Here is a 23863-nt window from a genome sequence, read left to right on the forward strand (position 1 = left end):
GTACTCACCTAGTCTCTGCACCTTGTCCGATAATTATCGAACCTTGGCTCAGTATTACCATTTCAGGCTTCACTGAATTCACCCACTTTTCCATTCAGTATTTCTACTGAAGGCTGCGATCTTTCACAGCTTCCTGCTCTACCGTTGAGCTATCGGGGATCGTGTTTCATTCCTGCTCTACCTCCGCCTTCGCCAGCTGGCGAATGGCGGAGAGCTATCGTGGAATGTATGTTTTAATGTGCTGCCTACCTCTATAACTTTTTAATTGTTTTTCTCTTCTCAAAGCATCTTGCCTTGTTTTACATGCTTCTTGATAGATCAATATCCATTCTCCATCATACCTACTTGTATATGAGCCTTTGAATATGCCTCTATTGTGCAAATCTATTCGCTCTTCAAGCTTTTCCGTCTGTCCGATGTAAATCTTATCATGCTTTTTATTGTATAAAGCATAGACAAAAAACATAATAACATTCCTGCTCTACCTCCGCCGGCCGGCGGAGAGCTATCGGGGATATTGATTGTAAAGTGCTTCCCAGACAGCATATTCTGCTATCGGGGATGATAAGGGCTATTATACCATTTTTCGCCTGATTTCAAAACAAAAGAGATCCTGAATCGAGTTCAGTATGACAACAACCTAGAAAGGCAACGTGAGCTCGGTCTGATCATTCCCTGAATCCTCCATATACTTTTGCCAGTCGACCGGAATGGATACTTTTCCCATTTCATTCATATAAAAGATTTCCTTGTTCTCAATGCCGTAATCAAAGAGCTTTTTTGTCACCATGACATCGTCAAGACAGTATTTTTTCAACTCGTCCCACTTCCCTTCTTTGTAGTAGTCAATTGCCATCAGACCGTGACCGGTTTTCTTCTCATTCAGTGTGGCAAAAGCTACATCATTCAGACCGATACGACGTCCAATTTTCTCGCGGATCGAATCAAGAATATCAAATTGAGAAAGAGAATCCACTTTCCCAGGATAGTATGCCTGAAGGACCGGAAGATCAAAAGTCCGGCTATTGTAGCCGATGATGTATGATGCATTTTCCAGAAGCGGAAAGAGACTATTCAGTTCCTGCTCAGTAAATACCTGTCCTTTTTCCGTTGCATAATCATAAACCGCAACTACCGATATCCCCAGTTTCTGAGGATCATCAACTTCGCGGAACGTGTGTTTTGTCTCAAGATCAAGAATCAGCGGAAACTTAGACATATCAGTTTATTTTCAGATTATTGTCTTTGATAATCTCAACTTCGAACATGTGTTTCGGACTTTCTTCAAAGTCAATCGATGCAATATTTGCCTTATTCAGCTGCTGCTGAAAGTTGAAACGAATATCATCAACCAGGCGATAAAATGCATCTTTCTCATCATCAGAAACGTTGTTGTATTCTTCGCGGAAAAACTCGTCCAGCTTTCCAAGACTCCACAAAGCATCGATAAAATCAAAATTGGAAAAGTCAAGTTCAGAGACATTCCCGGAAAGAGGACGAAGCTTAAAATTCATCATTCGTACTTCATGCATCATTTCCTGTGAAGCGGGTTTTTTCGACAGAATAGTCAGTTGAAAATCCCGTATTTTCTCGAACAAATCTGTTTTTTTCGGTGTTCTCATACGGTATAATAGTGAAATGATAAAACAAACAATACAGGCAGATCAGATCGCTGCAATGAAGGCTCACGATACCGACAAACTGCAGACCTTACGTTATATTTTAGCACAGATAAAAAACAAAGAAATCGAAAAGAGAGAAGATCTTACAAATGAAGAAGCAGTCGATGTCTTGAGAAAAGAAAACAAGAAACTGCAGGAAGCCGCTGAGGCTTTCAAACAAGGCGGACGCGAAGACTTGGCAGCAGAAAACGCCAAACAGGCAGAAATCATAGCAGCCTACCTTCCCAAAGAATTATCTGATGACGAACTGAAAGCAAAGGTACAGGAAATTATCGCGCAAAATGAAGAAATGTTTAAAAAGAATCCGAATGCCATGATCGGCATGTGCATCGGACGGCTGAAATCAGAAGCTGAATCTTCACGAATCGCAGCGGTCGTAAAATCTCTTCAATAAATCTCATCCTGTGTTCCAATCTTTTTGTGGATTGCTGTTTTCACGGGAATGACAGATTCGTGTTAAACTTTAGGTATGCAACGTATCAAACGCCTGCTCCTTTATTTGCTTATTTTATTCTTTATCACTTCTCTCACAAGAAGTCTCATCGATTACGGGAAAAATCAGCAGTTTTATCAGGACTACAAGAATGAATACGAAAACGAAAAAAAACGGAATGTCGAGCTGAAAACACAACTGGTAAAATCACAGGACATAAATGAATTTGAAAAAATCGTTCGCGACAAACTGAATCTTCATAAATCCAACGAGTATATTCTCGTAATCCCGAACCCGACCCCCACCGTCCTCACGCCCACTCCCACACCGGTCCCGAACTATCAGCAATGGATAGACGTCTTCAAGTGATCCAAATTGACAGATCAAGCTAAAATAGATATAATTACTCATACTCGCTTGAGTGTAGACCCTTTCCGGGGTAGTGTACGGCTGCACAGGAGGCTCATAATCTCCTAGGCCAGGTTCAACTCCTGGCCCCGGAACAAGAAAATATTGCTTCGCGGTGATCAAATTTGTTTTATAATATACTCAATAATTGTTTATTGATTACCGACAAACTTTATGCTTCTCTCAATCGTTATTCCCGTTTACAACGAAAAAGACAATATTGCTCCTCTCCTTGAAAGACTTGTTCCGATAATTGAAAAGTTTGATTTTGAAATTTTATTCGTTAATGACGGATCACGTGACGGTACTCCGGAGATTATCAAAGAACATGCAAAAAAAGATAAACGAATCAAGCTTCTCTCCTTTAACCGCAATTTCGGCCATCAGGCCGCACTTATTGCCGGTTATCGATTCGCCAAAGGTGATACGGTAGTCAGTATGGATGCAGACATGCAGGATCCTCCTGATATCATTCCTGAGATGGTCGAGAAGTGGAAAAGCGGTGCAAAAATCGTTTATGCAAAGCGGGAAAAGCGTGATGTAGACAGTCTTTTTAAGAAAATGACCGCAAAGCTTTTTTACCGGTTTATGAATGCCCTGTCCGATCGGAAAATCCCGGAAGATGTCGGTGATTTCAGACTCATGGATCGCGAAGTTGTGGATTTTATTGCATCACTTCCGGAACACTCACCGTTCCTAAGAGGCCTGGTGGCCTGGAGCGGATATCCCGAAGAATATGTGTACTTTGTCCGTGAAAAGCGTTTTTCTGGAGAAACTCATTACTCCTTTTCAAAGATGCTGAGCTTTGCTATGGACGGGATCACTTCTTTTTCCGTCAAACCGCTCCGAATGGCAAGTTATATGGGATTTGCAGCGGCTACTGCCGGTTTTATCGGCATGATTTATGCCATTATCGGAAAATTTTTGTTACCGATTCCGTGGGTCACGGGTTGGACCGGACTTTTTGTCGGTGTCATGTTCATAGGAGGAATCCAGCTGATCACCATCGGGATCATCGGTGAGTATATAAGCAAAATATATCTGGAAGTTCTCAATCGTCCGCACTTCACGGTCAAGGAAAAAGTCAACTTATGAAAAACTGGAAAATCATACTCATCTCTGTAGTCCTTGCTTTGGTCGTTTACGGCATTTACTCCTGGATCACAGGACAGCAAACGTCCATTTCACCGATCCCTGAAGATGGAATCAAAGTCATACAGATCGCCCCGACTGATAAATAATTACTCTCCGATCTTGAGCTGGAAGATATCCCCTTTCCCTCCGAGGAAAAGCTGATCAATGGTAAAGAGAATCAGATACGCACTCACATACACGACAAGTCCTATCACCGCCCAGGTAAAGGTCTTTTTCGCATCCTCCACTTTCCCAGGGTCACCGAGAGATAAGAGATATTTGTAGCTTCCGATGACAAACATTACAAAGATTACCAGCAGAATCAATGCGTTAGTCATCAACAGCAGGTTTCCCGTCACGACTTCCAAACATTTCAATGTCGGTACCCCGTTTACAAGACAGGTATTTCCCGGAGCATCAGGCGGTAATCCCGTATCTTTCCCGTCCAGATCATTCCATTCTTTGATCTGAGCGGATACCTGATACGGCATCAGAATAAAAAGAGAAATTATGAATGATGAGGTTAACCAATACGCAGTTTTGAATTTCATATCATTAGTGTAGATTATGTAAGGCGGAATAGCAACGGTTGCAGGCCAAAAAAAACTGCTGCAGAAATATCCTGCAGCAGTTTATGAATTTCAAGTTGCTTATTTACAGGTCTTGGTCGGATCAAATGCGTCGATGACAACATTGGTACAACCGTTAGTTGCATTAACAGCGCTACACAGTCCCCCTGTATTGGAGACACAGGTACAACAATTTTCTCCTGTTGTTGTCTCAACAAGTCCGGGAAGAGTCAAAGGACAGGAAAGTCCGAGACAGATTCTTCTCTTGAAAATAACCTGCTCGAGTGTCCAGATGATGGCAAGTACCGCAACGATCAAAATCATCCCGATTACCGCTGCCTGTATCTTTTCACGTGCTGCCGATACTGCATCCTTATCTCCTCCTGAGGTCACCCATGCAAAGGCGCCGATCAGCATGTAAAACAGTGCCGCAAGTCCCGCAATCACAAAGAAAGCGCGGATTGCAAATGTCAAAATATCCCCAAGTGACGGAATCTGAAATCCAAGTTCACCCGTCTGAATGGAGGTACATGCCGGGTATTCTTGATATTTAGCGGCCGAACATGCAGCTGAGACGTCTCCTCCTGTTAAAAAGATGAATGCGGTAAAGACCAGTGACAGTACCAGTCCGTGCATCATCAGTTTTCTATAAATATTTTTCATAACCTGATAATAAATGTAAAAAATTAATAATAAAAGAAATAATTACAATGCCGTGGCCTGCCCTGCATCATCACATTTATACTTTGCCGTATTGACAATCTGGCCAAGAGCATTCGTATTTCTGTTCACACAGACACAGCAATAATCACCATCTGTAGTTCTCTCAATAAGTCCGGGAAGTGTCAAAGGACAGGAAAGTCCGAGACAAACTCTTCTCTTGAAGATTACCTGCTCCAATGTCCAGATGATCGCTAGTACAGCAACAATCAAAATCATTCCGACTACAGCTGCCTGTATCTTTTCGCGTGCTGCCGACACCGCATCTTTATCTCCTCCTGATGTCACCCAGGCAAATGCTCCGATCAACATATAGAAAAGAGCTGCAAGGCCCGCAATCACGAAAAATGCACGGATCGCAAATGTCAATATATCCCCCAAAGACGGTATCTGAAACCCAAGCTCACCTGTCTCAATATTGGTACAGGAAGGAAACCGGCTTTTTGCATCGTTTGAGCTCCAAGTAAGTTCTGCGTTTGTTTTTGAATTGTATTGTTTCGGGCAATCAAGAGCTGCAGCATTTGCGTCTACAGCAAAAACAGACGCACCTGAGCTTACCATCGGAAGGAAAAATCCGTATACAAAAATTCCAATGACAAACAAAAGTGAGATTTTGGAAAGTAGCGAATGTTTTGACATAGATAAATAAAATGGTATTTCCTTCATTCTATATATATTTTTCTCTTCTTGTCAACACGTGATTTAAGACTCTTTTGCTCGATACTGGAGAGCTTCGGTGATATGCGGAGTACTAATCTTTTCAGAACCATCTAAATCAGCAATTGTACGGGAAATTTTGATCATCTTAAAATATGATCGTGCGGAAAGACTGAGACGCTCAACAGCTTGATTCAGTATCTGAAATGCCTGTTCTTCAAGTGTGCAGCATCTTTTGGTATCCGATGAACTCATCTCACTATTAAACGAAATATTAGTTTTATCGAACCTCCGTTTTTGCATGAAACGAGCTTTTTCAACCCGAACACGAATTTCTTGACTCGATTCTGATGTATACGTCTCGGACAGTTTTCCCACCTCCACAGGCTGCACGTCAATATGCAGATCAATCCTGTCAAGAAGAGGCCCGGACAATCTTTTCTGATAACGGTATACAAGGCTTGGTGAACACTTGCATGCTCTTTTCGGATGTCCGAGATATCCGCATGGACAGGGGTTCGATGCCGCCAGAAGAAGAAATCTGGCCGGAAATGTCAAAGTGCCTGCAGCCCTGGAGACCGTCACAATACCGTCCTCTATCGGTTGTCTCAAAGCCTCAAGGACACTTCGTGGAAATTCGGGAAACTCATCAAGAAACAATACGCCCCGGTGGGACATCGATATCTCGCCTGGAGTTGGATTGCTCCCGCCGCCGATCAATCCGACGCGGGATATCGTGTGATGTGGAGCACGGAAAGGACGAACTCCGTCAAAAATCTCTCTTGAGATTTCACCTGTGACGGAATAAATTTTGGCTACTTCCAGCATCTCGCGTTTATCAAGTAAAGGAAGAATAGTCGGCATTGATCTTGATAGTAAAGTTTTACCTGCCCCCGGTGAGCCTTTCAGATGCACATTATGAAATCCCGCAGCCGCAATCTCAAGAGCTCGCTTTGCCTGTTCCTGACCCTTGATCTGAGAAAAATCATACAAACCGGGCGGGTTTCCGTTTTCTCTCCGGTCAACAACGTGTAAATATCGGTCTATACGTTCTTTTCCTGTAAGATGAGATATCAATTCTTCAAGGGAACCTACCGGATAGATATCAATATCATCAAAAATTGATGCTTCTTCAACATTTTCTTTCGGAATATAAACTGTGGTAATTTGTTTTTCTTTAGCCAGAATAATGAGCGGGATAATCCCGTTCACACGCCGTACATGCCCTTGAAGTGAAAGCTCTCCGATAAACATGCTTTCTCTAAGTGCGGACTGTTCCAAAACCCGGGAAGACGTCAGAATACCTATTGCAATCGCAAGATCAAAAGCAGTTCCTGATTTGGGAACATCGGCGGGAGCGAGATTGACGGTGATGCGAGAATCAGGCATTTCATATCCGGCATTGGAAACTGCAGTCCTGACCCGCTCTTTTGCTTCATCAATTGATTTTCCAGGCAGGCCGACAATAGTAAAAGTGGGAAAGCCGCGGCCGGCAACGTCTACTTCAACTTCTACAAGCACTCCGTGAAGACCGAGAGTTGATCCGGCTGTAACTTTTGAAAGCATATATGTAATTATATAACATATATGACAGAATAAAACTATACCCCGTTTCCGGGGTATGAGTTTTTTTACATTCCTTCTGTTTCAGCAGCCTTTTTCTTGTAGACATATACTGCTAGCAGCGCACCGGCTCCTCCTACAAGAAGAAGCAAGATTGCGGCAACAAGGATCATCGGGTTCCGCTCACCTTCTTCAGTCGTTTCTGCTTGCTGAGTAGCCTGTTTGTCTTTTGTCTGGTCTTCAGTCATGATCGGACTGACCTGCTGTTCGGGTACAAATTCCGGAGTGACTGTGCGGCGCGGATTAGTCGTTGCGGTAACCGGAGTGTATAAAGCAATCTGCTCCGCCGTCAGGAACTCTTTATTCTGATTGAGATAATCTGCAATCCTGAGTTCTGCAGTCGGCTTGTACTCTTCTCCGTCTGCTGTCAGGTACTTGATGATATACGGTTCTTTCGGGATATTTTCTGATGTAATTCTGTAGAAACCGTTATTATCAATCGGCGCAACATATTGAGGCACCGGCATACTGATGAGGTACAGGCCTACATATCCTCCGCGGATAAGCTTTCCGTCTTGATCGTATGCATAACCTTCCAGATAGGAAGGGATTGAATTGAGGGCAAAGCCGCCTTTCAACGATTCTGTCTCAGATGACGTCATTGTCTGAAGATTTATCTTTCTGAATGACCTCTTGTAATATTCACCGGGTTGAAGCTCTGACTGCTTCAAAGTTACATTAAATCTTCCTTCTTTGTCAGCCCCACCGTTAAGTTTTCCGAAGATTTTTCTGTCACCGCAGACCTCAACACCGTTGTTCAGCCTACAGGTGTCAACAATAACTTCGGCAAACGGATGTGAGACGCGCCCCTGAAATATGAGATCTCCGTTTGCTGCCGTTTTACTTTCGGAAGACAGGACAACCAAATCATAAGTTTTTCCAATGCCGTCCGTCGGTATAAACGGAATATCTCTGTGTTGGATAGCACCTCTTTGAAGAATTGCCGGGGAATCATTGAGATAAAAGTCAGAATAAATCTGGGCAGCATTTCCTTTTTGAGTCCAGTCTTTGGTCAAAGGATGGACATAACTTGCCAAGACCGGTGTCAGTCGATAGTCACCGTCCTCGACAAAGAATGAGAAGTCTCCGGCTGATCCTGTCATAAACGGATTCATAATCAGATTGTTTCGCTGCTTTGCATATCCTGCATCAAATGCCCCTTGAGGGTTTTTCTGAAGGAGTGAAACGGAAACACCCGGGATCGGTTCAAGTGACACAGAGTCAAAGACACGACCGTACGGATCCCAACCCGGTCCGAAATCACACTCATCCTGCTGGAACTCCGTGACATCCCTCCATGTCAATTGGTCCTGTTGTTGTCCGCCCGTCCCCGATGCATCACGGCTTGCCGGTGTCGGGAGTACCTCCGGAACATAGTAGACGACGTATTTACGTCTTGCCGCATACATCGTATATCCCTGTACTTCTCCGAACGTGACATTCAACTTCCCGGTTGCGTCTGTTTTCAGTTCTGTTGACGCATCTGCTTGTCTGAACGGATCATTAACATCATTCAGATCTGAATTGGATTTATAGAAAAATCCGTGAGTATCGTTTAAGACAAATGAAGCCCCGTCACGATTTTTGACGGTGTCGCCGTTTATTCCGTATGTGACACGATCAAGCTGATTGAGGTATGATTTCACGTCACAGGATGCACTGTCGCTTCCTCCAGCACAATAAAATTGTTTATCGTTTTCCGAAAAACCGGTCGTACAGTACCAGTCAGCTTCACCGTCATTGTTATCATCACGTGCCGGTTCATCAGGCTTTATACATTCCATAAGAATGACTTTTTGGCCCGCAGGAATTGACAGTCCCCGGAAATCAAGCTGTGCGCGATGTCCCCAGTGCGAACTTGTATGAATCAGATCTGCCTGAGGATTATTTTTTGAAAGAGGGGCACAGTTCTCATTTCCTGCTCCGCCGCCACAGTGCTTGAAGGGCACACAAAGCGGCTGCCACACTGCAGGAGGAGTTTCTGCCGAAACGGTTTGAGGAATAATTAAAAGGGTTAGTAAAAGAAGGAAAATGCGTATATGTCTCATAATTACATAATTGCAGAGAAATACAATATTGTCAATCTTCTTTATCTATACTAATATGAAATAAGAGGCATATCTCTTAACCCTTTGTTTATGAACATACGTAAGCTCATCATCATCGCAGCTTTTTTCTTCTTTTTTGTCCCGGCTAAACCGGTGAGTGCACAGATGGATTTTTACGGTTTTCCGCCTGTTGATAAGCCTCCGATTTTCTGCGGAAACCGCGAATCTCTGACATGTCCGAATGAAGTCGAGCCGATATATCAGGCCCTGCGTGATGCTGGGGAAAAAGACATATGTGCGACGAGCTACGCGGATTTCCTAACAGATCCGAAAACAAAACATTACTGGATAGAAGACCCTGCCATTACGGCTCAGGGAAAAGCCGATGAACGTGCCAGACAGTTTTTGTACTGGGTCCTGAATACCAGCGCAATTGACAATGCACGAGTTCTTACTGATATTTGGCAGTATACTGCGATGCTTGCTCTCTTCGGTGTAGTACTCGTAGCAGCTGTCTTCGGAATCGGCTATATCATCAGTCAGCGTACAAACTATGACTTTAAAATCCGGATCTGGCCGACGATTATCAAAATAGGAACCATGTTGTTGTATGTGGCCTTCTCAGCTTCTATCGTGTTTTTCCTGATCCAGTTCTCGGAGGTCCTGATGAAATTTTCATACGAAAATCTGGGAGGTCAGAAGCTCTTTAATATATACTTTGCGGCAGACGACAATCTTCTTGGCCGGACTGAAGCCAGCTACACAACATTCGTCGGCTGTCGTGACCTGAATATCCGTGTGCAGGAAGGAGTCGATGCTGAAATCTTTATGCTGAAACTGACCAATGTCAGTTACTACGTGATGGGAAGCATGCTCCTCTTGAGAAAAATTCTTCTCTGGTTTTTGCTTTTTGTATCGCCGTTTTTGGCGCTTCTTATGCCGTTTATTTTTATCAGGAACACGGGATGGATTTGGATCGGAGTATTTTTTCAGTGGCTTTTTTACGGACCTCTTCTCACTCTCTTTTTAGGTGCAATGGCAAAAATTTGGGAGTACGGTATTCCCTTTAGTTTTGACTTTTCACGTGTTGAAAAAATCGGCGGGTATATTTATCCGACAGGTATAAATATCGTATACGGAGGACCTGCTCAAAGAATCTATGGAGCCGCTTCAGAAATACCTTCCCGTCCTATTAGCGCCATGAACAACGGCAGCTATGTCGACACCTTTGCCGAATATGTCATCACACTTCTCATGCTGTGGGCTGTCACATTCTTCCCCTGGTGGCTCCTTCGAATTTTCCGTGATTATTGCTGTGATGGGATATATGCTATGAAGAATATTCTTCTGGCAATGTATGACAACATGCGCGGCGGACCTTCAAAAGGACCTACTCCATCCGGCCCCACAGGTCCTACTATGAAGTTGGATCGAAATATCCCGATCGAAACCGATATTAAAGTCTCTCTCGGATCACTTGCCCAGATGAAGAAATCCATGACAATCGATCTGGCGAAGAACCTCAATCTTTCCGCTTCCCGTATCACGGATATCGCAAGAGTCGAAACAAACAAGCAGATGCAAAGTGTCGTGAACCAAAATCTCACCTTCCTCGCAAATCCAGTAAAAGCGCAAAGACCTGCCGAAAGACAGCAGTATATGAATCTGCGGTCTGAGCTTTTTGCACGAGCTATTAAGAATGACTCAATGGCCCGCACGATCCTTGCCTCTACTTCGACATCCGTGTCCGAGAAAACAAAGATCCGCGAATCGATCATCAAATCAATGCCTCAGACAATTACGATTTCTCAGGTTGTGACCGAAGAGACCCACGTGCCGAAAGAAAAAGTCACGAATATAACAAATACCTATACCAAGAATATTACCAACAATACAAAAGCTATAGAATCGATTGCAAGATCCACGAACACTCCTCCGCAGATTGTAAACAACATTTTGAACTCATATAACAAGACAACGAACAGTCCAGTATCCAAAGTCGTCAACAATATTGCCAAAGAGAATAACACTTCAGTGAGTACCGTAAAACAGGTCCTCCAGCAGGCAGGTACAATCAGCTCACAGGCACATATGCTCCGACAGATTGCCACGGTGGAAAAACTGGACAGTAAACAGATTACGAAGGTTCTGACCAGTATCAGATCCTCAGTCACCCGTGAAGAATCTACCGTCCAGGCAGTGGCCTCAACTACCCAACTTCCGCCGCCTCAGGTCGAACAGCTTGTCCAGCAGGCTTTTACTTCCGCAGTATCAAATGAACAGGTGATTGAGCAAATCGCACCGCCGACCGGTCAGCCGACAGTAATTGTCAAAGCGGTCGTCCAGTCTTTCGTCAAAAACATGAGTATGCCTGCAACGAGATTGGTAGAAAAAATTTCCGATGAGACAAAAGTCGAAAGAAGTACCGTTTCCCGTATCCTGAATCAGACATCAAAAGTAATGGAAAACAGCACTCTGGTGAAAGAAGTGGCCGAGAAAAATAATGTCACCACTCATGACGTCCAGACCGTCATTGAAAAAGCCGTAGAAGTCTCAACAGTACAGACAAATCAGCCGGCCATTGCCGGTGTCGTCAAAGCAGCATCAAGTCAAACCACTGTAACTTCAAAAACAATCCAAAATGTCATCAACGAAATTGCAAACAACCCAACAACAATCAAAAGCGTCGCAAATCAAACGAACATGCAGGAACATGAAGTTTCCAGTGTCATCAAAAGTTATGCCAATAACCTGAACCAAACGTCCGAGAATATCACTCACAAGATTGCACAGGAAACACAAATAAATGAAGGACAGGTCCAGAACATTCTGCAGAATGTTTCACAGGCAGTAACAAACTCGAAGACCGAACAAGCAACGATCGCAAAATCATCAAATGTCCAGAATGAAACCGTGCAGAAGATTTCACAGTCCATAGGCAGAACCGTTGAGGTTTCAAAAGACAAAACGGCACCGGCTGTCCAAAACATTGCAACCGCCTCATCCAGCGAAAGTACGACTATTCAGCAGATTCTTGAGACCTTCAGTCAGAACACAAACCTCACTACTCAGGTTGCTGAAGAAACCAATATGGAACAGCAGACTGTCTCACAGGTCCTCCAGTCATTCAGCACCCATCTGAATGAATCCTCAAACACCATTATCAAATCAGTGGCATCAGACACAAAGGTGAGCGAAGAACATGTGAATTCAATTATTCAGTCAGCTGCAACCGCTGTCTCAAATTCAAATACCTATCAGGAACAAATCACCCAGATTACGAATGCTCCTGTTGAAACAATCAAACAGATTGCTCAATCAGTCACGACTATCACTCAAAAAACTGATACGACCCCGGTTGCAGATACCATCATTACGGATACCGCGACTAGTACAGCCTTGACAGAAGGAGATGTCACCAATGTCATCCAGACATTTGCATCCAATGAAGAACTTATAAATCAGGTGGCACAGCATACTCAGATCGATGCAGCAACAGTCAAAAATGCATATGCCAGTTATACGCAGCACCTGACCGAGGCTCCGACAGAACTGGTGAAATCCGTGGCTACTGAAACTAACCTGACCCAGGAACAGGTCCAGAATATCATGCAGTCTTCTTCTGAAATATTGACAAATGCTCCGCAAACTGTCACCCAGATCGCACAAACCACGAACATGTCCGAAAGCAATGTACAGAAGATTGCCAATGCAATGCCTCAATCAGTAACAACTACTGCCGGACCGGAGACATCTATCATCAAACAGGTTTCACAGCAATCAAATATCTCAGAGACCGAATCACAGAAGATTATCCACAATCTTATGATGACCGCCATCCAAAACGAAACCTTTGTCGAAAACCTGGCCAATCAGACACAGCTGAAAACACAGCAGGTGAAAAACATTATGTCAACCTATGCCAATAACATCAATCAGCCGTCAGAAAAAATTGTCCAGACAATCAACGAATCATCAGGAATACCAAAAGCAAGTGTCCAGACAGTTCTCATAACCCTTGCTGACTCCGTCATCTCATCCGATCAGATCGTGGCACAGGTAGCCGAACAGGAAGGAATGGAACCTCAGCAGGTCAGCGATGTCATGCAGAAGCAGATGGAAGTAGCAAGCGAACCGGAAAAACATATCGAAAAAACAATCTCGATTCCTCAGAGTATCTCACTCGAAGACTATGAGGAAGTGAAAGACATGTGGACTAAGCACTATGAGGAAGGTGAAGTTCCCGTCACGGATACGATCCAAACCCGAAAAGACTGGGTCGATCAGGAGATTGTATATATCACAAATACCCTCAATAAAATCCTCTCACCTGATGAGCGTATGCAGCAGGAAGGACTGGACGAGCTCGGCTATCTCCTCCCGATTTTCCTGATCAACAACCTGAAGGGAGAGGAACTGATCGTGTATCTGAAAGCGAAGCTCGAAGCCGCCAAATTGACACAAAAGATACTCGAGCGCGAAGAAGCCGTAAAAGACCAGATGAAGAAAGATCAGGGCGAGGAAGAAGAAGTCCTGGTCGATGTGGCAAAGAAAGAAGAAGAAAATAAAGAAATGCACATGGATCTGGATGACGAAGAACAGGCTCCGAAAAGCATCGAAGACCGAGTCAAAGCCGTCCAAGAAAAGCTCGAATCTGTAGACACCCCCGAACCGACCGGTGATCAGACCGCCGATTCCATCAATGCCATTAAATCAAAACTACAAGAAAAGGCTGACAAGTGAGGCTGAAGTTGATACAATACCTACATGAGTTATTATGATGAACAACAGGAAATTGCTCACGTTGATGAGCATGATACTATTCTTGACTCCGTTGAAAAATGGACAGCACACAAGAAGGGACTTCTTCACCGTGCGATAACTGTGGCAGTTTTCTACAACGACTATGCCATTCTGCAGCATCGGAAGCATCCCGTATTTGACAATGTATTTGATCTTTCAGTTTCCTCTCACCAGCTGATGATAAACGGAGAAATTGAAGCTGATGAAATTACTTTATACCGTACGATACAGCGTGAACTCGGTTTGACAGAGGAGCATTTGATTCAGAAACCGGTACACGACGGTTCTATTTATTACAAAGCAAAAGATCCCCATTCCGACTACATTGAGCATGAAGTCTGTCATATTTATACTTGCCGTACGAAAATCGTTCCTAAAATCAATCTTGAGTTTGCATACGGCTACTCTTTGCAGAAAGTTGAAGAAATTAAAAATAAAAAAAGCCCTCTCTACTCCATTCTGGCTCCCTGGGTCAAAGAGATGATTGCGAAAGAACTGATTTGAAATTCTTATTCAGATACCTGACATCAATCCCTCGGAACGTTCCAGTGCATTATTGTAAAGGTCCATGAGTTCACGAAACTGCGGCGAAATCTCCAAGGGCTTCCCGTCTATCTGAGAAATAGGGATAATTTTGGTACTGGTACTGCTCAAAAACGCCCCATCGTATGAAAGAAGTGAGGTATACGGAATGCGTTTGTATTGTAGGGTAAAAGGTGATTCCCGGATGGCCTTTTCCAGTGTCATCATAGTCACACCTTCCAACACGTCTTCTTTCGGAGGGGAAAATATTTTTTTTCCTTTCATTACATAAAAATTCGTTCGTGTTCCTTCCCTGATATTAAGAGCGTTGTCAACAAAAAGAGCATCGTAATGTCCTTCTTTTTTTGCCTGGGTAAAGTAATAATAACTCGGAAGCATATTCAGTGATTTTGCCTGCGGCATCCACCGTTCATAAACGAAACTGCAGACACTTACTCCGTCCCGGTACCATATCCTTTTCGGGAAAAAGGGAGCAAGCGGGAACAAATACAATGTCGCCTCTTCCGGATTCTGACTTCCCATGAGAAGCATTTTAAGGTTGAGTGCGTCTTCGGAAAGTTCAGTCAGCAGTGCATGGATCGAAGCCTCAACTTCTTTTGCAGTAAACGGATGTTGAAGCTCTATACACGACGCAGAATGAAACAACCGATCGATATGATTTTCTGCAAAATAGAGTGTTCTGTTTCGTACTTTCATGGTTTCGTAAACACCGAAACCATACATTGTCTCAATACGTTCTGCAGGAATTTGAGCTTCTGACAGAGGCTTGATCTGTCCGTTAACGGAAAAAATCTGTTTCATATGAGTTGCATTATACTACCTACAGTTCACCCAGGCTTTGTCACCTCCCCGGGACAGTTTGAAGGCTGTTGTTTCTATCGCTTCTTTTGCACCGAATCTGAGATCCGGATTTGTATCCGCTCCCATTTGAACCCGGGTTGCCTGCCAGGTCTCCACTGAGTACTGGAACATGCCGCCATACTCCCCGTTGTTTGCTCCAGGGTGACCGCCTGATTCACAGTATGCGATTTTTTTCATTACTTCCTTGTCCACTCCATACTGTCTGCTGTATTGGTCGAAATAGTTTTCAAAATCACTGGTCGGCATCGGAGTCGGGGTGGAAGTAGGAGTAGGACTCGGAGTATTGGTCGGGGTGGGAGTGTTGGTGGGAGTGAGTGTCGGTGAAGGAGTAAATGTCGGGGTAGGGGTTTGCGTAGGGGTAGGTGTCAGTGTCGGTATTATCACTACCCCGAGTACCTGACCGGTCGCCCTGACCCGATACGTCACAAACAAAGATATGAAAAGCAGCGCGACTAGTGCCCATTTGTATTGTGAAAATAGGGAAACTGTTGCATCAGTCCGCCGCAGAGGACGCTTTCTGGTTGTGTGATACAAAGAATCTAAATACATACAAAAATAACAAAACATTGATTGCCGAAAGGATTATGACTATCGGATCTGATGATAGAGCCTGCACGATCGGCTCAACTTTCGGAACCGACCAGCTTTTATATAAATTCAGAAAACTAATAAGTGAAAGTATACCCCATGCATACATAATGGAACGATATTTCACTGCCGGGACAAGAAGAAACGGCAGAATAAGTATAAGATACCGTTCATGCATTTTGGTTAAAAACAGGAATGACGCAAAAGCACAGAGTGAAAGTGCAATAAACAATGACAACTTGCCCGAGCGGTTTTTCCAATATAAAACGGATAAGGCTAAGATAAACCCTCCGGCGATAATTGTCCCGACAGTCCCGTACGTAATACTGCCGATCAATGAAGTCTCTGCCGGAACGAAAAACAATGGCGGATACAGGGCCCAGGCATTGTATGCGGCATTCGTTACCGCTCCGATACTCTGCGTATCAAGTATTCCTTCTTTGTAGAGAATAAACGGATACAGCGGGTCTCCCGGTTTCTGTGCCATCGGCTGAAATGCAAGCCAGAACAACAAAATACTTATCACAGCACCCTTCAAAGTTGTTTTCAAACCGTATCTTGAAAAAAATGAGATCATAAAAACCGGCAAAAAAACAAATACAGTAGGTTTAACAAGAACGGCAGCTGTCAGAATAACGAAACTCCAGTAAGGTTTCTTTACAAAAAAACTAAAATATACCGCCAGTGCCATAAGAAACAGCGGGATACTGTCAATCTGTCCGAAGAATGCGCTGTTGTAAAAGAAGGTCGGATGAAGAAGAATTAGGGACATGACCAGGACTTTCAGGTGTTTTCTTTTCGGATAAAGTTTTTCGGTGATCTGTGCTAAGATCCACGCAAGACCGAAATCGGAAAGGATCGCCGGGATTTTCATCAGACCTGCCTGAAAATGCAGACGCTCCATAAAAATCACAACGACAGAAGGAAATGCCGGAACGGTAAGATTGAGTTGCCAGAACGTCCCGAACAACCATTGATACAACGGATAAAACGGTGCAAACAATCCGATCGCAAGCGGCGGATAATTCGGGTATTCCGTACCATAAACGTCGATTGACCGCGTTTCATAAAACGCATAAAGCCCACGGTTCCATACGTCTTTTGCCCAGGAGATATGATTAAGCACATCAAAGCTGAAATCGACAAACATAATACTGAGCCGGATGAAGATACCAAGAAGGATAATAACAAAAAAAGGAGACATCATTTTTTTCAGCGACATACTACTCTATTATATACTGTCCAGACCGTACTTTTCAGGTATAATGTAAGAATCTACCAATCTTTTTCAGACATGAAGATAAAAAAAGAAATCGTTATACTGCTGGCAATCTTCTTAATCGGAGCTTTCTTACGGATATACAGAATGGATGAATTAGCGGTTTTTCTGGCAGATCAGGCTTCAGATTCTACAAAAGTATTTAATATTACCCATGGAGATTTGACGCTTCTCGGTCCGATTACTTCAGTCGGAGGATTTTACAACGGACCGATCGTCTACTATCTTATGGCTCCGTTCTTTTTTTTGATGAACAATCATCCTCTTTCGGGAACGGTATTCCAGACGACTTTATCACTTCTGACAATCCCGCTGATATTTTTGATCGGGAAAAAGATAAAAAATACCGAGGTGGGACTTATTGCCGCTTTCTTGTTTGCAATTTCTCCGCTGATGGTAGAGTATTCCCGAGCCGCTTTCAATTCCTATCCGGCAGTTTTCTTCTCAACACTCATTCTCTATCTTTTTGTTACCATAGATGAACGGTTTCGGATGGTAAGATATGCTGTGCTTGGACTTTGTATCGGATGGATCATCCAAATGCACTATTTTACCTCCGTTTTTGTCGCCGTAGCTCTTGCTTTCCCATGGCTTACCTCAGTAAAAATTAAAAAAGTCCATTATTATCTTCTTCTTTTGGCCGGTTTTATCATCGGGATTTCGCCGTTTTTACTTTTTGAAGTACGTCATGAATTTCTGAATATCAAACTGATGATTCGGTATTTCAGTGCCTCCCCCCTCCAGGAAAGAAGTCTCTTGCACGGACTGATCATTTGGCCCAAGATGATCGGATATCTGATATTCGGGAATAATATTGTGATGGGAGGATTGGGAATGATCAGCTTACCGATATACCTGTATACAATCCTCAAAAAAAAGCCGCGACTGATTGAAAACCTTATTCCGATACTTCTTTTGTTCTTTTTTGTTTTTCTGGTCGGGATTGGTTACGGCAGATATATGCAGTTGCATTACGTGATTTCATTTCACACTGCTTTTTTCCTGCTCTCAGCACTTGCTCTGTATTATGTTCTTAAAAAAAAGCTTTTTTTTATAACTGCAGTCGGAGCTCTTTTGATCCTTTTGAATATGCAGGCCTGGAACCTGCATCTTGACAAACATTATGATCAGGACGGTCTTAACATTGCCGACTTCAGGACGGCGGCAGAGATTATCTCGAAAGATAACCCGATCGATTCATTCAATGTTGCCATGCATGCACAGGGGGACAACAGGGCGATGCCGCTTCGATATGCACTTCTACTTAAAGATATCCATCCTGAACCGTATGAGAATTATTCAAATATTGATCTTTTGTATTTTATCAGCCGTAAAGACGATCCTATTCAAAAACAGGTAATGTGGGAATACACTGCTTTCGGCCCGTCAAGAGTCACTAAAAGCTGGGAAGTTAACGATCGCTATATGCTGTATCGGCTGGAAAAAATCACCATGCCATTATAATTTTAAAATTTTTCTTATGAGTAAATTTATCGAATTTATTCGGGAACAGGGAGTCATCGGTCTTGCTATCGGATTTATCCTGGGAGGCGCGGTTACGAAAGTTGTGACATCGCTGGTTGAGGATATTATTAACCCGGTAATCAGTATTATTGCCGGAGGAAGAACCGAAAGTCTGGCAACAGCTATACTGACTATCGGCAAAGCGGAAGTTCATTACGGTCAGTTTATCGGCGTCCTTATCAATTTTGTTATCATCGCAGCCGTTGTGTACTACGTATTCAAAGGACTCGGCCTGGATAAGCTCGACAAAAAGAAAGAAAAGAAATAATGCTAGCTAAGCTCGTATTTCTCAAGCAGCTTTTTGTTTCCTTCAATCTGATATCTGAGAAGCTCAGAATAAACGCCCTTTCGCTTGGCAAGATCACCCGGTGCTCCTGAGTCAACAATTCTGCCCTGATCAAGGACCATAATGCGGTCTGCATTTTGTATTGTTGAAAAACGATGTGCGATGATAATAACCAATCGGTTTTTCATAAGTTTCTCGAGTGCTTCCTGTACCAGTCTTTCACTCTTGGCGTCAAGAGAACTGGTCGCCTCATCTAAAATGAGAATCGGAGCATCGGCAAGGATGGCACGGGCTATCTGGATACGTTGTTTCTGTCCTCCGGAAAGCCGTACTCCCCGTTCTCCGATCTCGGCATGGATCCCTTTCGGGAACTTCATCACGAAATCATATGCATTTGCTTTTTTCAAAGCAGAGATGACGTCCTTTTCCTTCGCGTCAGTCCTGCCGTATGCCACGTTATCAAAAATCGTAGTTGAGAACAATTCGTTTTCCTGAAATACCAATGAGATATGGGATCTCACCTCCTGATGAGACATATCCTTGTAACTTGATTTTTCCATCAATATCTGCCCTTCCGTCGGCTCATAAAACTTTAGAATTAGATTGATAAGGGTCGTTTTCCCGGCTCCACTGTGACCGACCAATGCAACCGTTTCTTTCCCGGGAAGGGTAAAGCTGACATCTTTTAGGACAAGACCACTTTCCGGATATTCAAAAGAAACATGGTCAAATGTGATTGAGGGGTGGTCAAATACCGGTTTTTTTATCTTATCCGACAATGTTTCCGTCGACTCAAGTTCAAGAACCTCAAAATATTCTTTTGAACCGGTCTCGGCCTGTTTCATCCGTTCAAGAATAAAGCTCATGGCAAAAAGAGGCCGTCTGATTTGATTAAGGTATTGAAGGATCAGTACCATTTCTCCTAAACTCAATACTCCGATAAATGTATTCCGGAATACGATGATCGAAACAATAAACAGTCCGACTTCCAGCCCGAAGTTGCGGAAGAAGTTCAAAATGTGATACGTCAATGATTGTTTATCATAAATCTTCACACTCTTCTCCATGTTATCCGATACAAAAGTCCATTCTTTTTTCTGTGTATTGTAGCTTTTGACAAGTCGGATATTTGTGATGACCTCCTGGATGCGGCCCCGTGTCACATCTTCAATCTGATTCTTCTTGATCTGGAACTCTCCCCATTTTTTCGTTGAAAAATGACTTACCAGGACATAGAACGGAAAGACCAGCATTGTAAAAAGCGCGATCGGCCAGCTGTAAAAAGCCAAAACTACGATAATAAAAATGCTTCTTAAGAATGCAGGAATAATGAAATTAGTAGCTGCTCCCAAGAAGTCCTGAAGAGAAACAATCCCTCGGGAAAGGAGACTCAGAATTTTTCCTGAAATCTGAGTATCGAAATATCGTTGAGGAAGCGTAAAAATTTTTCGATAGAATTTCTCCGTCAGAAACTTCCCCATCCGGGCGGTTGTATAGTCTCCGATCCTTTGATTGACCGCTTCAAAAAGTGCAGCAAGAGTACCCGATGCAACAAGAATGCCGATCAGAAAGTAAAGGCGGGAAATATCTCCCGTCCCGCTTGTTACCTGCATTTCAATCTGATCCACAATCAGTTTGAGGATATACGGGGACACAAGCTCAAGTGCCGTTGTCAGAATAATGATCAGGGCAATAACTAAGAAGTAGATATGATACGGCTTTGCGTATTTGATTACCTTGATAATGTTGTTCATCTTCTTATTGTAGCATGAAGCCGGGTTTTTTCAGTTAAAAATAAGTTACAATGTGAGTATGCAAAAGTGGGTTCTTCCGGCAACCGTCTTTATTTCAGGAATGCTTGTCATGATTCTGGAACTTATCGGGACAAGAATGATTGCACCTTATTTCGGTTCATCGTTGCATGTCTGGACTGCCATGATCGGTACCATTCTCGGTTGTTTAAGTATCGGATATTTTATCGGGGGACGCATCGCAGACAAAAAGGCTTCATATGAACAACTCGGCTTCGTACTTCTGCTGAATGCGTTTGCCTGTCTTTTTCTTGTTTTTACAGCAAGATATATTCTGATTTTTCTCGCAAATACTATCGCATTTACATCCCTAGGGGCTCTTATTGCCACATTTCTCCTTTTCAGTATTCCCAGTATACTGTTCGGCGTTGTCTCTCCTTATGCCGCTAAATTGCAATTAAACTCACTTAAAAGTTCGGGAAGAACCGTTGGGAATTTGTATGCTCTCGGCACGATCGGAAGCATTACCGGGACGTTTCTGGCAGGTTACTATCTGCTTAGTGTTATGGGAAGTTTCCAGCTTATTTTTTTGATCAGTGTGGCATTGATGATAAATGCAGCAGTACTTCTGAAAAAAAACTATAGAGCTTTGATTGGGATGAGTATTATCTCCACCTTTTATTTCGGTTTTCTGTCACCGACCAAGTATTACCAGATACCGTATGATACCCACGTTATGGCAGTCGAGCATACACCGTATAGTGATTACTTTATTCTGCAGTATGAAGATAATGGAGATATTTTTCGTATGCTTATGACTGATTTTGCCGGGGTACAGTCTAAACATAAAATGGGACACAGGGACGAACTTGCAGCTGCATACTCCAGATTTTTCACACTGCCTGCGTGCTACAACCTGAATAGTCGCGTTCTTCTCATAGGAGGAGGCGCCTTTACGTACCCCAATTATTACTCAAGTCAATTTCCGGACGGAGAAATGGATGCTGTGGAAATCGATCCTGCGCTAACGAGTATTGCCCGGGAATACTTCGAACTTGCAGCCGATACTGAACAGGTGCGGATTATTAACGAAGACGGGCGGGTCTATCTGAATAGGAATACCAAAAAATATGATACCATCTTGGTCGATGCATATGCCAACTCCATACCTCCTTTTCAACTCACGACAAAAGAAGCAATTGAAAAAATGTACGATTCGCTGGAAAAAAACGGTCTTCTCATCATGAATGTTCTGTCGGTCATAGATGATAAGAAACCCACACTTGTTGATGTAGAGATGAAAACAGTACAAGAAGTGTTTGGGAATATAACCGTCTATCAGGTGATGAAAGATAAAGATTTTGAGGAGACACAAGGTTTTATTCTCGTTGCAGAAAAGGGTGATGTGAGATTGCAAAATACCTGCTTAGTGACAAATCAAGGTTTGCTGAACAATATCCTGCACTACCGACCGAAAGGACAGACTCCAATCTTTACCGATTCCTATGCGCCTGTCGAAAGCGTGATTTTTTAACCCACGAAAAAGGGCCCGCCGGTATGGGCAGGCCCCGTTTCTTGCTTCAACATGCGACTGGGTCAATCCGTCGTGACGGACGGCAGATAGAGAAAAGTGTCCTCACTCTGGGCCGATTCTGCTGTGATGGTGACGCCGCCGTCTACAAGCTCCGTTTGCGTCGGAGCGTCGGTTACGAAACTCTCAATGCGAAGGTGGGAGGCTCCGACCTCCATACCTCGGAATCTGAGGAGCAAAAGCTCCCCATCAAGCAGGAACTTATCCGACCCGCCGCCGTAGAATACGAGTCGACCCTCCTTGACGAGGATGTCGTTGAGCGCAATGTCGGAACTACGAGGCAGAATCGATCCGCCTTCAAGATCCAGGAATTCGAGAGACTCCGAATCAAAGTGGACTTCGCCTGCGAAGAGCTTGGCTGAGACAGTCGACGAGACGGTGAGCGGGATCGTGATCTCATACGTCGTAGTGACGGTTGCAGTGGGCAGCGACACAGTGACGCCCGGAAGACCTTGCGGCCGCTCCGTCGTCAAGGTGAGCCGAAGTTCCTTCATATTGCCCCACCATTCTCCGATGATGGGGTCGCTGAAAAAGAATTTGCCGCCTACGAAAAACTCGACGCCGGGGTCGAACCGTCCTGATTGGTACACAGTCATGAGAGGGATGACGCCGTACTGCAGCGTCTCCCCGCAGCCCACGACGTATCCTGAATCGTCGACTGCGATGACTTCCAAGCCTTCCGGGACCGGTACTCCGTTGTCGTAGGCACGCCCGTAGACGTACCCCCGAATCGAACCACCCATGATTGCCGGGCAATCCGATTCCTCCTCTCCCTGTGCGTTTACCACCCCGAAAAGACCGAGGGCAGCGATAGCGATAAGAAGAGCTCCGAACCACTTTCTTGTTTTCACGATAGCCTCCTTAGCTAGTGAACGTTATGACCCGCCGATTGCGGAACTCTGAAGATAACACTATTTGTCATCCTGAACTTGATTCAGGATCCATGGATTTGTACTGGATTCCCGATCATAGTCGGGAATGACATGAGTCTCAACTTCTCCTCAAAATACCGCAATCAGCTTTAATCGCATGTTATTAAAGTGCTCCAACTTTGCATATATAGGCATAGCTGGACAAGCAAGTCTACAGGATGGGATTCGTTCTTTTTGCCACTACACGATACAATGCTTATATGTATGGTAATAACAAGATGAAGAATACATCGTAAGTAGGAATTGTGAGTTCAATAATACACCCGATAAGACCGGAAATCAAGACTATAGGACTTTATGGCATACGATTTCACCCACGAAAAAGGGCCCGCTGTTTAAGGCGAGCCCTGTTTTCTTGCTGTTACAACTTGTGGAGTTCCGTGTTGAACGGAACTAGTGATTGAGTGCTTTTATGCGGTCACTCAGCCCGC

General features: G+C 43.8%; 22 protein-coding genes and 1 tRNA gene. 10 read left to right on the forward strand and 13 right to left on the reverse strand.

All coding sequences use genetic code 11. The features are described from left to right. Positions 1-214 precede the first annotated feature (214 nt). From IPM65_02035 to IPM65_02045, 3 genes are all read right to left on the reverse strand, one after another. A complete protein-coding gene (locus IPM65_02035; GenBank protein QQS44358.1) occupies positions 215-466 on the reverse strand; it encodes a GIY-YIG nuclease family protein in 252 nt (83 codons plus the stop codon). A gap of 174 nt (positions 467-640) precedes the next feature. Then, complete coding sequence (locus IPM65_02040) at positions 641-1219, reverse strand: ribonuclease H-like domain-containing protein (protein ID QQS44359.1); 579 nt, start codon at positions 1217-1219, stop codon at positions 641-643. A gap of 1 nt (position 1220) precedes the next feature. Beyond that, on the reverse strand, positions 1221-1622 hold the full coding sequence (locus IPM65_02045) for a hypothetical protein (protein QQS44360.1): 402 nt from the start codon (positions 1620-1622) through the stop codon (positions 1221-1223). Positions 1623-1638: 16 nt separating this feature from the next. Here IPM65_02045 and IPM65_02050 point away from each other — a divergent pair, with 16 nt between their 5' ends. The 5 genes from IPM65_02050 to IPM65_02070 all read left to right on the forward strand — a co-directional run bounded on the left by IPM65_02050 (position 1639) and on the right by IPM65_02070 (position 3764). Next, a complete protein-coding gene (locus tag IPM65_02050) occupies positions 1639-2076 on the forward strand; it encodes a GatB/YqeY domain-containing protein (GenBank protein QQS44361.1) in 438 nt (145 codons plus the stop codon). Between the two features lie 75 nt (positions 2077-2151). Continuing rightward, complete coding sequence (locus IPM65_02055; protein QQS44362.1) at positions 2152-2484, forward strand: septum formation initiator family protein; 333 nt, start codon at positions 2152-2154, stop codon at positions 2482-2484. 64 nt (positions 2485-2548) lie between these two features. Beyond that, positions 2549-2618, forward strand: a tRNA-Met gene (locus IPM65_02060). Between the two features lie 79 nt (positions 2619-2697). After that, positions 2698-3618 carry a glycosyltransferase family 2 protein gene (locus tag IPM65_02065; GenBank protein ID QQS44363.1) on the forward strand — a complete coding sequence of 307 codons (921 nt, stop codon included), beginning with the start codon at positions 2698-2700 and terminating at the stop codon, positions 3616-3618. After that, a complete protein-coding gene (locus tag IPM65_02070; GenBank protein ID QQS44364.1) occupies positions 3615-3764 on the forward strand; it encodes a hypothetical protein in 150 nt (49 codons plus the stop codon). The genes IPM65_02065 and IPM65_02070 overlap by 4 nt, the downstream gene beginning before the upstream one ends. Here IPM65_02070 and IPM65_02075 read toward each other — a convergent pair whose 3' ends face one another. From IPM65_02075 to IPM65_02095, 5 genes are all read right to left on the reverse strand, one after another. Continuing rightward, positions 3765-4208 carry a hypothetical protein gene (locus tag IPM65_02075; GenBank protein ID QQS44365.1) on the reverse strand — a complete coding sequence of 148 codons (444 nt, stop codon included), beginning with the start codon at positions 4206-4208 and terminating at the stop codon, positions 3765-3767. Positions 4209-4307: 99 nt separating this feature from the next. Next, positions 4308-4889, reverse strand: coding sequence for a hypothetical protein (locus tag IPM65_02080; GenBank protein ID QQS44366.1), 582 nt, complete (start codon positions 4887-4889; stop codon positions 4308-4310). A gap of 42 nt (positions 4890-4931) precedes the next feature. Next, entirely contained in the window at positions 4932-5585 is a 654-nt protein-coding gene (locus tag IPM65_02085; GenBank protein ID QQS44367.1) for a hypothetical protein, read from the reverse strand. A 63-nt stretch (positions 5586-5648) separates the two neighbouring features. Beyond that, a complete protein-coding gene (locus IPM65_02090; protein QQS44368.1) occupies positions 5649-7169 on the reverse strand; it encodes a YifB family Mg chelatase-like AAA ATPase in 1521 nt (506 codons plus the stop codon). A gap of 65 nt (positions 7170-7234) precedes the next feature. After that, the gene (locus IPM65_02095; GenBank protein QQS44369.1) at positions 7235-9274 is read right to left on the reverse strand and encodes a hypothetical protein; all 2040 of its coding nucleotides are present in this window, start codon (positions 9272-9274) and stop codon (positions 7235-7237) included. Positions 9275-9364: 90 nt separating this feature from the next. Between IPM65_02095 and IPM65_02100 the strand changes: the two genes are divergently transcribed. Together IPM65_02100 and IPM65_02105 are read left to right on the forward strand one after the other, a co-directional pair. After that, positions 9365-14017, forward strand: a complete 4653-nt coding sequence (locus tag IPM65_02100) for a hypothetical protein (GenBank protein ID QQS44370.1) — start codon at positions 9365-9367, stop codon at positions 14015-14017. Positions 14018-14041: 24 nt separating this feature from the next. After that, positions 14042-14581, forward strand: a complete 540-nt coding sequence (locus tag IPM65_02105) for a hypothetical protein (protein QQS44371.1) — start codon at positions 14042-14044, stop codon at positions 14579-14581. 9 nt (positions 14582-14590) lie between these two features. Here IPM65_02105 and IPM65_02110 read toward each other — a convergent pair whose 3' ends face one another. From IPM65_02110 to IPM65_02120, 3 genes are read right to left on the reverse strand one after another with little or no spacing between them, the layout of a single operon-like run. Continuing rightward, a complete protein-coding gene (locus tag IPM65_02110) occupies positions 14591-15421 on the reverse strand; it encodes an aminotransferase class IV (GenBank protein QQS44372.1) in 831 nt (276 codons plus the stop codon). 15 nt (positions 15422-15436) lie between these two features. Then, complete coding sequence (locus IPM65_02115; protein QQS44373.1) at positions 15437-16030, reverse strand: transglycosylase family protein; 594 nt, start codon at positions 16028-16030, stop codon at positions 15437-15439. Next, entirely contained in the window at positions 15975-17291 is a 1317-nt protein-coding gene (locus tag IPM65_02120; protein ID QQS44374.1) for a hypothetical protein, read from the reverse strand. The genes IPM65_02115 and IPM65_02120 overlap by 56 nt, the downstream gene beginning before the upstream one ends. A gap of 72 nt (positions 17292-17363) precedes the next feature. On the opposite strand from IPM65_02120, the gene IPM65_02125 reads away from it, so the two are divergent. Beyond that, positions 17364-18812 carry a glycosyltransferase family 39 protein gene (locus IPM65_02125; GenBank protein ID QQS44375.1) on the forward strand — a complete coding sequence of 483 codons (1449 nt, stop codon included), beginning with the start codon at positions 17364-17366 and terminating at the stop codon, positions 18810-18812. A 16-nt stretch (positions 18813-18828) separates the two neighbouring features. Then, positions 18829-19140 carry an MscL family protein gene (locus tag IPM65_02130; GenBank protein QQS44376.1) on the forward strand — a complete coding sequence of 104 codons (312 nt, stop codon included), beginning with the start codon at positions 18829-18831 and terminating at the stop codon, positions 19138-19140. Positions 19141-19142: 2 nt separating this feature from the next. Here IPM65_02130 and IPM65_02135 read toward each other — a convergent pair whose 3' ends face one another. After that, positions 19143-20912: an ABC transporter ATP-binding protein gene (locus tag IPM65_02135; protein ID QQS44377.1), complete on the reverse strand. Its 1770-nt coding sequence runs from the start codon at positions 20910-20912 to the stop codon at positions 19143-19145. A gap of 58 nt (positions 20913-20970) precedes the next feature. Here IPM65_02135 and IPM65_02140 point away from each other — a divergent pair, with 58 nt between their 5' ends. After that, the gene (locus IPM65_02140; GenBank protein QQS44378.1) at positions 20971-22443 is read left to right on the forward strand and encodes a fused MFS/spermidine synthase; all 1473 of its coding nucleotides are present in this window, start codon (positions 20971-20973) and stop codon (positions 22441-22443) included. Positions 22444-22505: 62 nt separating this feature from the next. Here IPM65_02140 and IPM65_02145 read toward each other — a convergent pair whose 3' ends face one another. After that, the gene (locus tag IPM65_02145; GenBank protein ID QQS44379.1) at positions 22506-23351 is read right to left on the reverse strand and encodes a hypothetical protein; all 846 of its coding nucleotides are present in this window, start codon (positions 23349-23351) and stop codon (positions 22506-22508) included. Between the last annotated feature and the right edge of the window lie 512 nt (positions 23352-23863).

The organism is Candidatus Roizmanbacteria bacterium (assembly GCA_016700135.1).
Lineage (GTDB): Bacteria > Patescibacteriota > Microgenomatia > UBA1406 > GWC2-37-13 > UBA1450.